The sequence below is a fragment of the Sphingobacterium sp. ML3W genome (assembly GCF_029542085.1).
GTDB lineage: Bacteria > Bacteroidota > Bacteroidia > Sphingobacteriales > Sphingobacteriaceae > Sphingobacterium.
Map to the genome: position 1 here is coordinate 2,032,701 of NZ_CP107036.1, position 12,893 is coordinate 2,045,593.

General features: G+C 34.9%; 13 protein-coding genes. 6 read left to right on the forward strand and 7 right to left on the reverse strand.

What is annotated here, in order from left to right; translation table 11 throughout:
- Positions 1 to 17: 17 nt before the first annotated feature.
- From OGI71_RS08625 to OGI71_RS08635, 3 genes are all read right to left on the reverse strand, one after another.
- Positions 18 to 344 (reverse strand): YegP family protein, encoded by a 327-nt coding sequence (locus OGI71_RS08625; RefSeq protein ID WP_282254991.1) that lies wholly within the window; start codon positions 342 to 344, stop codon positions 18 to 20.
- Between the two features lie 409 nt (positions 345 to 753).
- Positions 754 to 1,317 carry a HAMP domain-containing sensor histidine kinase gene (locus OGI71_RS08630; protein WP_282254992.1) on the reverse strand — a complete coding sequence of 188 codons (564 nt, stop codon included), beginning with the start codon at positions 1,315 to 1,317 and terminating at the stop codon, positions 754 to 756.
- Entirely contained in the window at positions 1,314 to 1,745 is a 432-nt protein-coding gene (locus OGI71_RS08635; protein WP_282254993.1) for a hypothetical protein, read from the reverse strand. Before OGI71_RS08635 ends, OGI71_RS08630 begins: the two co-directional genes overlap by 4 nt.
- Positions 1,746 to 3,081: 1,336 nt before the next feature.
- Here OGI71_RS08635 and OGI71_RS08640 point away from each other — a divergent pair.
- From OGI71_RS08640 to OGI71_RS08655, 4 genes are all read left to right on the forward strand, one after another.
- Positions 3,082 to 4,260: an FAD-dependent monooxygenase gene (locus OGI71_RS08640; protein ID WP_282256139.1), complete on the forward strand. Its 1,179-nt coding sequence runs from the start codon at positions 3,082 to 3,084 to the stop codon at positions 4,258 to 4,260.
- Between the two features lie 271 nt (positions 4,261 to 4,531).
- The gene (locus tag OGI71_RS08645; RefSeq protein WP_282254994.1) at positions 4,532 to 4,813 is read left to right on the forward strand and encodes a hypothetical protein; all 282 of its coding nucleotides are present in this window, start codon (positions 4,532 to 4,534) and stop codon (positions 4,811 to 4,813) included.
- A 553-nt stretch (positions 4,814 to 5,366) separates the two neighbouring features.
- Entirely contained in the window at positions 5,367 to 6,344 is a 978-nt protein-coding gene (locus OGI71_RS08650) for an aldo/keto reductase (protein ID WP_282254995.1), read from the forward strand.
- Positions 6,345 to 6,470: 126 nt separating this feature from the next.
- Complete coding sequence (locus OGI71_RS08655; protein WP_282254996.1) at positions 6,471 to 7,388, forward strand: helix-turn-helix transcriptional regulator; 918 nt, start codon at positions 6,471 to 6,473, stop codon at positions 7,386 to 7,388.
- 563 nt (positions 7,389 to 7,951) lie between these two features.
- On the opposite strand, the gene OGI71_RS08660 is transcribed toward OGI71_RS08655, so the two are convergent.
- Positions 7,952 to 8,884, reverse strand: a complete 933-nt coding sequence (locus OGI71_RS08660) for an alpha/beta hydrolase (protein ID WP_282254997.1) — start codon at positions 8,882 to 8,884, stop codon at positions 7,952 to 7,954.
- An 11-nt stretch (positions 8,885 to 8,895) separates the two neighbouring features.
- The gene (locus OGI71_RS08665) at positions 8,896 to 9,822 is read right to left on the reverse strand and encodes an NADP-dependent oxidoreductase (protein ID WP_282254998.1); all 927 of its coding nucleotides are present in this window, start codon (positions 9,820 to 9,822) and stop codon (positions 8,896 to 8,898) included.
- A gap of 101 nt (positions 9,823 to 9,923) precedes the next feature.
- Here OGI71_RS08665 and OGI71_RS08670 point away from each other — a divergent pair, with 101 nt between their 5' ends.
- Positions 9,924 to 10,265, forward strand: a complete 342-nt coding sequence (locus OGI71_RS08670; RefSeq protein ID WP_282254999.1) for a helix-turn-helix domain-containing protein — start codon at positions 9,924 to 9,926, stop codon at positions 10,263 to 10,265.
- A 791-nt stretch (positions 10,266 to 11,056) separates the two neighbouring features.
- Here OGI71_RS08670 and OGI71_RS08675 read toward each other — a convergent pair.
- A complete protein-coding gene (locus tag OGI71_RS08675) occupies positions 11,057 to 11,191 on the reverse strand; it encodes a hypothetical protein (RefSeq protein ID WP_282255000.1) in 135 nt (44 codons plus the stop codon).
- 282 nt (positions 11,192 to 11,473) lie between these two features.
- Here OGI71_RS08675 and OGI71_RS08680 point away from each other — a divergent pair, with 282 nt between their 5' ends.
- Entirely contained in the window at positions 11,474 to 11,860 is a 387-nt protein-coding gene (locus OGI71_RS08680; protein WP_282255001.1) for a DUF5856 family protein, read from the forward strand.
- Between the two features lie 157 nt (positions 11,861 to 12,017).
- Here OGI71_RS08680 and OGI71_RS08685 read toward each other — a convergent pair whose 3' ends face one another.
- Positions 12,018 to 12,479 carry a MaoC family dehydratase gene (locus tag OGI71_RS08685; RefSeq protein ID WP_282255002.1) on the reverse strand — a complete coding sequence of 154 codons (462 nt, stop codon included), beginning with the start codon at positions 12,477 to 12,479 and terminating at the stop codon, positions 12,018 to 12,020.
- Positions 12,480 to 12,893: the final 414 nt, after the last annotated feature.

A 12,893-nucleotide genomic window follows, 5' to 3' on the forward strand; every position in this document is an offset into this window, starting at 1 on the left:
TCTTCAATTACGTTTTTTTACTCCTCAACCACAGATGCATTTGGGGCATTGTTTTTAACGGAATTAATACCACTATCCCTACTTCCGGTTGATTCGTACATCTCGCTACTGCCGATTACCTGGCCGTTGCTCGCTTTCAGATTAAAAAAGTACTTGCCATTGGATGAAGTTTTCTTCTCATAACGTCCATCATTTGGAGCATTTGTTTTTACTGAATCAATACCATTTGTACACGCTCCTTTAGTCGTATACATTTCGCTGGAAAGAATGGTCTGACCATTATCCGCTTTCAAATTAAAATAATACTGTCCGTCTTTGGCAGTTTTAACAACAAATTTTCCCATGATCTAAATTTAAAATGTATGTATAACAAATATATCTTTTTCTTAAAATATTCAAATATAATTAACTGTTTTTTAATAAAAATCAACTGGTTAACTCAATAAGTTGGATTTCGAAATATGCAATAATTGGTAGAATATAATGCATATGTTTATTGAACTTTTGAAAGCGGTATGCTGCATTCCTTTCCACAGAGCAGAAATCAATAACTAAGCTAAGTCTAAAGCTGATGTATACATGGAACTGACAAGGTGAACATAATTTTCCCTTTATTTCTGGAAACTGCCACACCTCCGCCATGTATTTCAGCGATCTGTTAGGTTATAAATAATCCAAGTCCCAGCCCGCTCCCCTTTGATTTTGTGACAAATGGCTGAAAAAGTTCGGCTAAGTCAGTAGGTGCTATCAGATCTACTTCATTCTCAATAGTAAAAACATAGTTATATTGTCTATAAATGAAGAAATCTCAATGCTTCCCCCCTTCTTACGATACTTATAAGAATTGCCAATTAAATTGGAAAATGCCCTACCTATCTTGCTCCTGTCACATACGATTGGGGGTACGGTTTTAATATTTTTAATTAAAAGCCTTGGGTTATCTGAGCTGAACTCACTAATAATCTCCTCTATTAATTGTTCCACACGAACATATTCACAATTCAATACAGCAGCACTTCCCAGTTTCATCCTATTGAAATCGAGTATATCACCTATCATATTTTTCATTCTTAATGAAGCATCGACTATCTGACCCGCTATTTCATTTAATTTGTAGCTGGACACTTTATATTTTAAAAATTGTGATAATATGAGAACGGAACAAAGTGGATTTTGAAGGTCATGGGCCAGGGACATCAAAATGATATCTCTGTTTTTGGAATATTCCAATTCGATATCCAAGCGCTCCCTAACCTTCTGAATATTAGAAATCGAGGCAAAATTTATAACGATAATATCGCAATAAATCGCCATCATCTGAGTAAATATTTTTTTATCGAAAAAGCTTGAAGTTGAACTAAAAAAAAGAGCTTCCCAAGCAGTATGCCATCTTTATCCAAAAGTGGAAACGATAGAAAACTTCCTATCCTATTCTGCAACAAAAGATTCTTCCACGCTCCATTTTCACAATATTGAATATCCTGAATAACGATTGGATTTAGCTCCTCCCGAATTTTACTACATACATCGTAATAATCTCGATCTGAATCAAATATCAGCTGTTGATATTTGGCATCGTATCTACACCAAAAGGACTGATTCCCATCCCTTTCTTGCTGTATAATCGCTGTTTCCATATCTGTTTGAAAACATAACCCTTCCAGAATTTTTTGGATCGTGTCCATATCACCATTTGCAAACAGGTTATCGCTTTCCTGTTTCTTTGCCCTACTGTATTTATCCATATAACGTTTTCATAAGACTCACCCTATAAGCATTATTCAATTAATATAAACTAGTTTCCAACCTGTAGTTCATGCTAATAGGATCATCTATAGCCACATAAGACTAACTTCCTAACTTCAATGCTTTCAGCTATTCGCTCAAAGTATACCTTAAGGGGTGTTAGAATTAACATTATTAGAATTAACATTACAAGAGTCATTATGAACCCGAAAGACAGAGAAGATATTTAATCTCATAATATTAATACGAAAAGCTAAAGATATTAAATATGATAAAAGACCGCTAGTTCATTTAATTGCTGTAATCTCTATTTTATTTACAAAAATCCAAACTAAATAATACGAATAAATTGCATAAGCTTCCTTACTAAGGAATGAATTTAGTGCGATAGTTTCTCCGAACACAAAAAACAGAAACTTTTCTAAAGATCTTAATAACCCCTTTTTTAACGCTTAATTGTACCTTTATTCGTTTTTCAAATCAATCGTTTAGTTCTAGCAATAATCCCCAAATTACTGCTTTATTTTTATCGTCGCCGACCATCGTGAATGGTCGGCTTTTTTTTAACGTTGCAGTCTTACCTATAAATATCACAGTCCACTCCTATTCTAGGTTATACAGGTTAGAATAATCTTAAGAAGTCTATTTCCATATATTCATATCGTCTATTAATTTTCACATGTTTGTAGCATCTGCCTACAACATATTTTTACAGCTAAAACACTAATAATGATAACTTTTTTAAAGATTTCAGAAACTTTAACCTAGGATAATCAACCTGTCATTCGCTATTTTTGTATAGAGATTTATATACATATTTTTTTATTTTGTACCCAGGTTTCTGGATCTGGGTACTTTTTTAATTGATGTGAAGATCTACCGTCGTGAGATAGCGGGTCTATTTGCCTTTGGCGGTCATGAATAAATATTTACATCTGTCGGATGTCAATATCTAAAGATACAGAGCATTTTTGATGTTAACTTATAAAGATGTGGATTGCCCCTAGAAGTAGCCAATGCTAAAGCCTCCTCTGTTAATGAGAATATCAAAACTTAGGAGGCTTTTTTTATGCAAAATAAGCAGAGCGATACGTTGAGAAATAGCAAAAATAAAAACCTTCTACTAACAAAATATGTTTTCTATATAGTAATTTTACAACCATATTTTTCACAACTATCAACCATCTCGTACATTTCGAGTACCTCCAATAAATTTCCCCAAATTTTGGGAAACATTTAAAAGGTGGATCTACTGTGACATATGCAATTCCTTGAATGATATAAATTCAGTATCGGTACATGCGACTTAAAAATTGACAAATAAAAAAAAGAACAATCCTCGTTTCCGGTGCAAGTATCGCTGGTCCCACCCTGGCATTTTGGCTACAGCGATTTGGTTTTGATGTAACGGTTATCGAACGTGCAGATGAATTAAGGTTGGGTGGTCAAAATATAGATGTTCGGGAAGAGGCACAGCAGATAGTCCAGTTGATGGGATTGGAAAACAAGATCCGCCAGGCCAATACCGGGGAACTGGGTGTTCGCTTTGTTAATAAAAACAATCAGATCATAGGATCTTTTCCGAAAAGGAATTCAGGGTTCGGAACAGCTGAACTGGAAATTCTGCGTGGCGATCTTGCAAAAATTCTCCATGAAGCCACATCCGACAACGTTGATTATATTTTTGGCGATCAGATCACAGCTCTAGCAGATAAAGAAGATATGGTTACCGTCACCTTTAAAAATGGTCCCCAACGTTCCTTTGATCTTGTCATTGCAGCAGATGGCATCCGTTCCACAACGCTCACCTTAATGTTCGGAAATGAACCGGTGATAAAATATATTGGTGTCTATTGTTCATATCTGACCATTCCCCGTATTGAATCGGATACAAAATGGGCTTATTGGTACAATGCGCCTGGATCAAGAGTGATTAACATACGACCTGACAATGAGGACACTACCAGAACTTCATTTTCCTTTCTGTCACCGGATAGTGGATATGAAAAACTCAGTTTAGCAGAGCAAAAAGAAATTATTAGACAAAAGTTTGCAGATGCTGGCTGGCAGGCTCCACGTATACTTACTGCACTGGAAGAAAGCAAAGATGTGTACCTGGACAGAATCAGCCAGGTAAAAGCTCCCAGATGGACCAAGGGAAGATATGCCATGGTGGGAGATGCTGCTTATTGCCCCACCCCTATGACCGGAATGGGCACAAGTCTCTCGATTATTGGCGCTTATATTTTGGCAGGTGAACTGTCCAGACATAACTGTCATAAAGAAGCATTCGCCGCTTATGAAAAATTATTACGTCCGTATGTTGAAGAAATTCAAAACCTACCTCCGGGTGTGCCTTGGATCGCACATCCAAAAACAAAATTCGGTATCGGACTATTTAATACTGTCCTAAGAGTTGCCTCCAGCAAAATAGCTAATAAGGTTTCAAAACTCTTTACGGGCAAAAAAGAAAAAATAAAAAAAGATAGGATTCAACTACCCATCTATAAGTAAAACTTACTTTGTAAATTATAAACGGGCTATGCAGTAGTAGGACCGCAAAGCCATTGTCAAAGTTAGATTGATTACATGGGGTAATATCCATGCATCGACAAGCTATAAGAACAGTGAGCTGAAAATTTTATTTGAGGTTTCCCTGTATGTAAGCGCCTTTCTAAGAAAACCTTATGATGAACCCCTGGAAATTACTGCCGCTGGAAGATCATATAATCTATTAGAATAATTTACGCCTAATTTTAGTATATTCATTATAAATATAGCCATTATGAATAATCGATTTTATACAATTTTAGGATTGATAGCGACGGTTACGGCCGTTGCCATGTATGTCTCCTATATTCACCAGATCGCCAATAATCTTAAGGGTCTCAAAAGAGACGGGATACTGCCATTGGTTGCGGCGATCAATTGCACATCCTGGGTCACTTATAGACTGCTCAGAAAACCAAAAAAAGATGTGCTAGGATTAAATTGTAGGTCTAACAGACAGGTAACCAGACATAATATAGGTAGATTTTTCAAGACGATGATCTTTGAATTAAATTGACCAGATAATCAATCGTAAAATAGAACAAACATAATTTTAGGGTTTAGTTCTTCATTTTTGTACACAAAAATGATTTTGTTACCCGATATTTGCTATTTAAATTCTCGGTTTACTCCATTTCCTAGAAATTCTCCTCCTTTGTATTTGAAAAGGTATTGATAACTAAATACTCCAGACATAACTATTCTTATTTGACGCATTCACATCGATTATCTCTTTATTGCTTTTCCGAAAATGATCTAATTTATTTTCAAGCTTCCCTTGTTCTCTAGCCCTTATAATTCCTTTACCTCCTAAATCGACAGTCTTCCAAAATTTTGATATTCTTCCATGATTGAATATTTACATTAAGATTTCATAAAAGAAGTTGTTTAATTTGTTAAGTGCAATCAAATTACAAACGATCAGCACATGAAGGTTCTAATATTAAATCTCCACCTGAAAATTTGACTACAACAAATACCAACTCAGTTATATTCGAACGGGTAACAATCAAGAATTTTACAATCGAAATCTAATTCAAAGTTTAGTTTAGAAAAAGTTTTAAAAAATTATGGAAAAAAGAAAATTAGGAAAGAGCGGATTAGAAGTGTCTGCGTTAGGTTTTGGCTGTATGGGCTTAAACTTTTTAGACGGTAAAGGAATTGAGAAAAATGAAGCTTTAGCACTACTTCGCAATGCAGTTGAAAGAGGTATAATGTTTTTCGATACCGCAGAAGCCTATGGACCTTATACCAATGAAGAAATTGTTGGAGAAGCGCTCCAGTCATGTCGTAAAGACGTTGTAATCGCCACAAAATTTGGTTTTAAAGACGCCCTACCGACAGCAGGCTTAGACAGTAGGCCCAAAACTATCAGAGCTGTAGCCGAAGCTTCGTTGAAAAGACTAAGAACTGACTATATTGATCTGTTCTATCAGCACCGTGTCGACCCTCATGTTCCGATAGAAGATGTGGCGGGAACAGTAAAAGACCTGATCCAGGAGGGTAAAGTAAAACATTTTGGCCTGTCGGAAGCAAGTTCAAAAACGATCCGAAAAGCACATTCGATTCAACCTGTAGCAGCTTTGCAAAGTGAATACTCTTTATTTTGGCGCGAACCCGAAAATGACACATTACAAACATTGGAAGAGCTGGGAATTGGTTTCGTTCCATTCAGTCCTTTAGGTAAAGGCTTCCTCACCGGTACCATAAAGAAAAAATTGGAGGATATCGACCGCAGAAATGTTCTTCCCCGTTTCAGTGAGAAAAATATTGAAGCCAATCAGATTCTGGTAAACGTACTTTCGGAAATCGCGAAAGAAAAAGATATTACAACGGGTCAATTAGCATTGGCTTGGCTCTTAGCTCAAAAGCCTTGGATAGTACCCATTCCAGGGACAACAAAATTGCATCGTTTAAAAGAAAACATTGGCAGTACAAATATTTTGCTGACTACAGATGAACTTTCAAAAATTAACACATCTGTAAATGGGATTTCAATCCAAGGTGACCGCTATCCCGAAATACTAGATAAACAAATAGACAAGTAAAGACGAAAAACAACGCAAATTCTCAACGGAAAAGCAGTTCTTGTTACAGGGGCAACCCAAAATGTTGAGATTAGCAATATTGTTATTCGCACCTCAAAACAAAATTGATTAAATTCGAAAATAGAAATGAATAGACAATCGAATATAAATCACATTAAAAACATATCGCAATTGGTACGGGAATTGGGTCTTCCCGCACCAATGCATCCATTGATTGCATTGGTTGATTACAGATTTGTTTCTCCGGGAAGGTTCCCAAAGGGAAAAAAATTTCTTATTGATTTCTACAAAATTTCTTTTAAATCTGCATTCAAAGGGACAACTAAATATGGTCAGGGACATTATGACTTTGAAGAAGGAGGAATGGCATTTATGAAACCTAAGCAAATTGTTGCCGCTCCTGAAACCACAGAAAACTATGAAGGTTTTGTCTTATATTTTCATGCAGATTATATCCGAAACTATCCATTGGGAAAACTAATAAATAAATTTGGATTTTTCTCCTATAATGTTTCAGAAGCCTTACTTCTGTCAGCTAAGGAAAAAGAAATCATAACAAATTTATTTAATACAATTGCCAACGAATTAGAAAATAATATCGACAAATTCTCCCAGGATGTTTTAGTTTCACAGATAGAATTACTTTTAAATTACAGCAATCGTTTTTACAACCGCCAATTCATTACAAGGAATGCCGTGAACAATGATATTATAACTTCTTTGGATAACCTACTAAACAGCTATTTTGAAGAAGAAAATAGCTTGCAAAATGGCTTGCCTTCAGTTAAATATATTAGTAGGACATTAGGGTTATCACAGCGTTATCTAAGTGATATGTTGCATTCACTGACAGGGCTGAACACCCAACAATATATCCAGGACACCATCATAGAAGTAGCTAAAGAAAAATTATCCACCACTAATTTATCTGTTTCTGAAATCGCTTATGCACTGGGATTTGTGCACCCCCAATCATTCAGTAAATTGTTTAAGACCAAAACTAATTTTTCGCCTCTAGAGTTCAGAGACTCCTTCAACTATTAGTTTTGGCGTGGAATCAAGAACTATTGATAACAAATTGGAGGCGGCATGGGTAAAAAAGACCTGATGGGCTTTATAGCTCTATAACTGAAGGAACTAAGCCACTGCTCTCCTAAGAAGGGAAAGAAGTTGGTTTTCACTGTGAGAGCAGATAACATATAACGAGAACCCCTATAAAGTAACAATATAATCAATTGAGGAACTTAATTCTGAAAGAAACTTCCCTTGTCAAAAAGTGATGGGTACAATAAATCACTTATTAATTACAAACATCTTAATTACAAACATCAATCAGAACAACCGAAATCAACGAGCCAAAAATAACGTTAGATCTTTTAAGGGACCACTCTGATTTCATTAAAAAGTAATAGAGTTTGATCTACATAGATCAAACTCTATTGTCATTACATTAATAAAGAATAGACATATAATTCTCTAAATACAAAACAAATAACATTTTTCATACCTTCGAACAGTATTTTTGTGACCATATATAAATGGCAACTGCTATTCAAAATAGAATCTGAATAAAGTAGTACTTGGATTTGTCAATGTCTATCGTTAACTCATTCCTGCCATAGTATAAATGATGCCGTAATATTTAGTGCCTCTTCAGCCGCATCCAATTTACCCAAATTAGATGGGAATACATGGGGCATTCCTTCCCAAATGTGTAAGTCAACTCTAGTATTATTACGAATTGCTTTTTCTGTGTATCGGAGAGAATCTCCTAACAGAATCTCAGCCTCACCCACATGGATTTGAATCGGAGGCAGCCTATATAAAGATCCATATAGTGGTGATACGTATGGATCATAAGGTGATATTCCGTTTAAATATCTAGCAGCATCTCTTTCTAGACTGGCCCTTGCTAAAAGTATATCATTTTCAGCCTTAGATTGCATCGTTATAGAATCTAATTTCAAGTCAGTCCAAGGAGAAAATACAGTGCACGAAGACGGATTTAATAAATCATCTTGAAAGGCTATTTTTGCCATCGTCACTAAAGCTAATCCCCCGCCCGCAGAGTCGCCCATTATAGATATATTTTTAAAGCCTTTATTTAATAAACCGATATAAGCTGATTGAGCATCTTCAACTGCAGCTGGATATGGGTTTTCTGGCGCCAGGCGATAATCAGGAATAAATAGCGATAAATTTGCTCTTTCTGCAATATTTCCTGCAAAATTTCTATATGCTCGTGAAGAACCTACGTTATAGGCTCCGCCATGAAAATAAAGAATCGCCCTTGAATCAATATCATTATTTGGAATACACCACCAACCCTTTACTCCATTTATCGTTTCTTCATAATAACTAACTTTCTTTGCACTTTTAATGGATTCCATCACCTGATCAAATGGTGCTCTAGTTTGTGGACCTTCAACTTTGCCCTTAAGTGTCGAAAACTGTTCTTTCATTAACGAAATAACCGCTAAATCGTGGGGTGTTATTGAATGATAGATATTCGCTACACCTCTAAGCTCATCATTAAACATTTTTATTAAATTTATGGTTCAATAATTTCTAAAACAACTTTGCCCAAAATCCTTTCTTGCCCGACAAAATCCTGAGCTACTGCTGCATCAGTCAAAGAAAATTTTCTAAAAACCTTGATTTTAATATTCCCATTTTCTATATATTTTACACCAAAATCGAGCTTTTTAGAATCAGGGACAGCATTTACAAATTTGGTTGTAATTCCAAATTTATTAGCCAATTCTTCCGAACCAGGCATAACGGTACTTAAAAGTATACCGCGGGGTTTCAATTTATTATATGATTGAAAATGAGTTTCGCCCCCCACTAAGTCAATAACCATATCAAGGCTATCAATATTTTGTAGCCTGTGATCGAACTTATAATCTAACACCTCAGAAACACCCATTGATTTGACAAATTCTAAACCTTCTCCTGTAGCTGTAGCGATTACTTTTGCCCCTAGGTTTTTGGCCATTTGAACTAAAACATGACCAACTCCTCCTGCCGCACCATGTACTAAAATTGTTTGTCCAGCTTTTAAGTTTCCCTCCTGTAGCAATATTGTATAAGCTGTTGTCAATGGAATTGCTGCAGCTGCAGATTCCACAAAATCTAAATTTTTTGGCATTCTGCTAATAATAGATTCCTCTAAACTAACGTATTCACTGTATGTGTTGCCAAAAGTGGTTGCAAAAACTTTATCTCCCTTTTTAAATTTGGTAACTTTTTCACCGACTTTTTCAACAGTTCCTGCCACATCCAATCCTGGTATAAATGGAAATGATATGGGCATAAAATTTTTCATCTCCCCATTACGTAGTTTGATGTCTAAAGGGTTAACAGATACCGCCGATATTTTAATCATAACATCTTTGGCTCCGAGTTTAGGAAGACTTATCTCATTAAGATGTAAAACGGAGGAGTCTCCATAATTGTTGAATTGTATTACTTTCATACGATTTATTTATTTGAAATTCTGATACAAAGCTCTATATTTGGTATCAATTAGATACCAAAATACAGCAGTTTTTTTGGTTCTTTTTAGGATACAAAAAAATGGAAAACAACACTAAAAGACTAATAACCAGAGATGTACAGGACACTATTGACTTAATCGGTGGTAGATGGAGGGGCGCCATAATGGCATCTCTTTGCGGAACTCCAAAGAGATTTTCACAGATAAAAGCTGATTTGGATCCCATTACATCCCGTGTTCTCATAAAGGAATTACGTTATTTAGAGGAGAATAAAATGATAGAACGTATTGAAGGAGATCAGGCAGCTAACTCTGTACAATATATTACAAGCGAACATGGCAAAAGTATTGAACCACTTATTATTCATATTCAGCAATGGGCTTTAAAACATAGAGAAATCATTCTGAAAAAAAATAAATAATGGTTGATTTTAGAACAGTACTTCTAACCAAAACAATCATTGTCCTATTTTTAAGCTTCCTTTACTTAAGGTCTATATCAGTAACTGGAGGGAAGTTCTACTATCATCTTTCTAGTACGATTGAATTTTATTAGTTTCGATTTCCGAATTACAATGCAACTTCCAGCACATTCATATTCGAAATAGTTAGCTGATAAATATTATATATCATAAAACTACTAATTGCAATTAAAACAATAATTACATCAGGCCTGTCAGAAAAAAACAACTACCTGACGTAAGACCTAACTAAAATTAAACAGGTAACTCTACCATGTCACTACATATATCATTTAAAATTTATTTATATATAGTGACAATAACACCCAGTTATTGTTTTTAGTTAGTGTTTAGTAAAAAATGTGGGCTATTATAAATGGTCCACATTTTTTTATATAAGAGTTTAAATTTTTATATAAGAGTTTAAACATTTAAATAGTTTCTATCACTAATTTACCATTTCCCTATCTTTCAAACTCAGAAATTATTACACTACACTTATTTAAAAGCGGATAACATGGTTAGATCGCTCAAACTCGATTTTCTACAATTAAAAAACACAAACTTTTTTAAAGGTTTCCAGAACTTAAAATTCAGAGAATCAGGTGGCCTTTTTGCTACTTTTGCACCAATATATGGACGTCCTTGGACAAAGTTTTTTGAATCTATGTATTTGTTGAATTGATGAAAGAACTGCTGTCGTGAGATAGCAGTTCTATTTACCTCCTCCGGTCATCGACAAAAATTTGCTTCTATTCAATACCATTATCTGACGATGCAGTTCCTCCCGGATGTTGACATTTAAGAGATGGGATGACCGGAGAAGGAGCAACCATTGCGGCCTCTCCAGTTATTGGGATAACCAACACTGGATGAGGCTTTTTCATTATATTACGGCCATTAGCGTAGATTATAAAAATATCAGTCGGTTCATTTCTTTCTCTTATCTATTCTTTATATGGATAATGTTACTCCCAAAGTATAGAAAGCAATATGATAAAAATTAATAACCTATAGAACGGAATAAAACAGCTGAACAAATAATAACAAATCTTTTTCTAAAATACCTCAGTATAATATAGATAGTTCACGCTGCCTCCATATAAATAGCATGGTATTTGATATATTTTCATCAGTAAATCCACACAATTAAATAAACGCAAACAAATATGGAGACAAAACAGAATTCAAAACAGGACATTGCTAAGTTCTTAGGAGAACTTATCTCATTCAGGAACTCATTGAAGTTAACTCACTGGTCAATAACCGGTAAAGGCAGCTATGAGGCACATATTTCCCTGGATCAGGCCATAGATTCCCTAATCGATATTACGGATAGACTGGTTGAAACAACCTTTGCACTAGAAGGGACTTTGGATATCGTAATCCCTGAAACTTCAAAACCTACAAACTATATTAAATACATTGAGGATTACTATAAACAAGTGGAGAGCAATAGAGAAAAGCTGTTTAAAGAAACTTTCTCTCAATCGATAATAGATGATGCACAAGAAGCAATCCAACAATTGTTGTTCCGATTAAAGCGATTAGAATAAAAAATCTAAGGCCGTTATGTATCAACCATATCGCTAACAGAAAACAATTGGGCTTATATTACTAAAATAGCTTATATTACTAAAATAATTGGACCCAATTGTTTTCGCTGTTTAATTTTAGATGCCAATCTTCCAACGTATAAAATTTGGTTTGTCACTATCGATTGAAATGATACACGAAAATAACATCCCCAACATATGCTGGTTTCTCCTCTCCTTTAATGAAAAGTTTTGCCTGGATAACGGCTTTAACCGTTCCTCTTAAATTTAATATAGATTTAGCCGTTGCCTGAAGCCGTACTTCGCTGTTAACAGGTACCGCCTGTCCAAATTTGAAATTTTCTATTCCATAATTGATTTCCATTTTAACATTCCGTACATCGGCAAGTTGCTTCCATAAATATGGGATAAGTGATAAAGTTAAATAGCCATGAGCGATTGTCGATCCAAAGGGTCCCTCGTTTTTTGCTTTTTGCTCATTGACATGGATCCATTGGAAGTCACGTGTCGATTCTGCAAACCTAGTTATTTGCTGCTGATCAATCTGATGCCAATTGGAAACCCCAATATTCATTCCTTCATAAGCTTTATATTCTTCAAAACTGTTAATAATTACCATTGCCATTTAGATTTATCTGGTTCACATGATCCGTTTAAAATTGACATAAATTTAGAAAATTCCACAACCTAATAATAGTACATGAGGTATGGAATAAACGCTCGATTATTTGACCAGGAAATTTTCTCAGCGCAATTTAATAGAGGTCTATATTCCTATTGTATCCGTTGAACGAGTAAATTTCTTTCATAAAAATGGATTACAATACTCACCATTAACTATGCAAATGGCCAGATTAGTTTTTTTTAAGAGATAACCACATGGTAATCAAACTAAAGACCATACTCATCAAAAGTAAATATCAATCTGATTTGTATAGCTTCAGCATGTGACAATTTTAAAAAAACTCACGCTTTCCCGATCTTTGTTAAAATTAGAAATAAAACTGTCACTATCATTTTGTTCATGATTGAT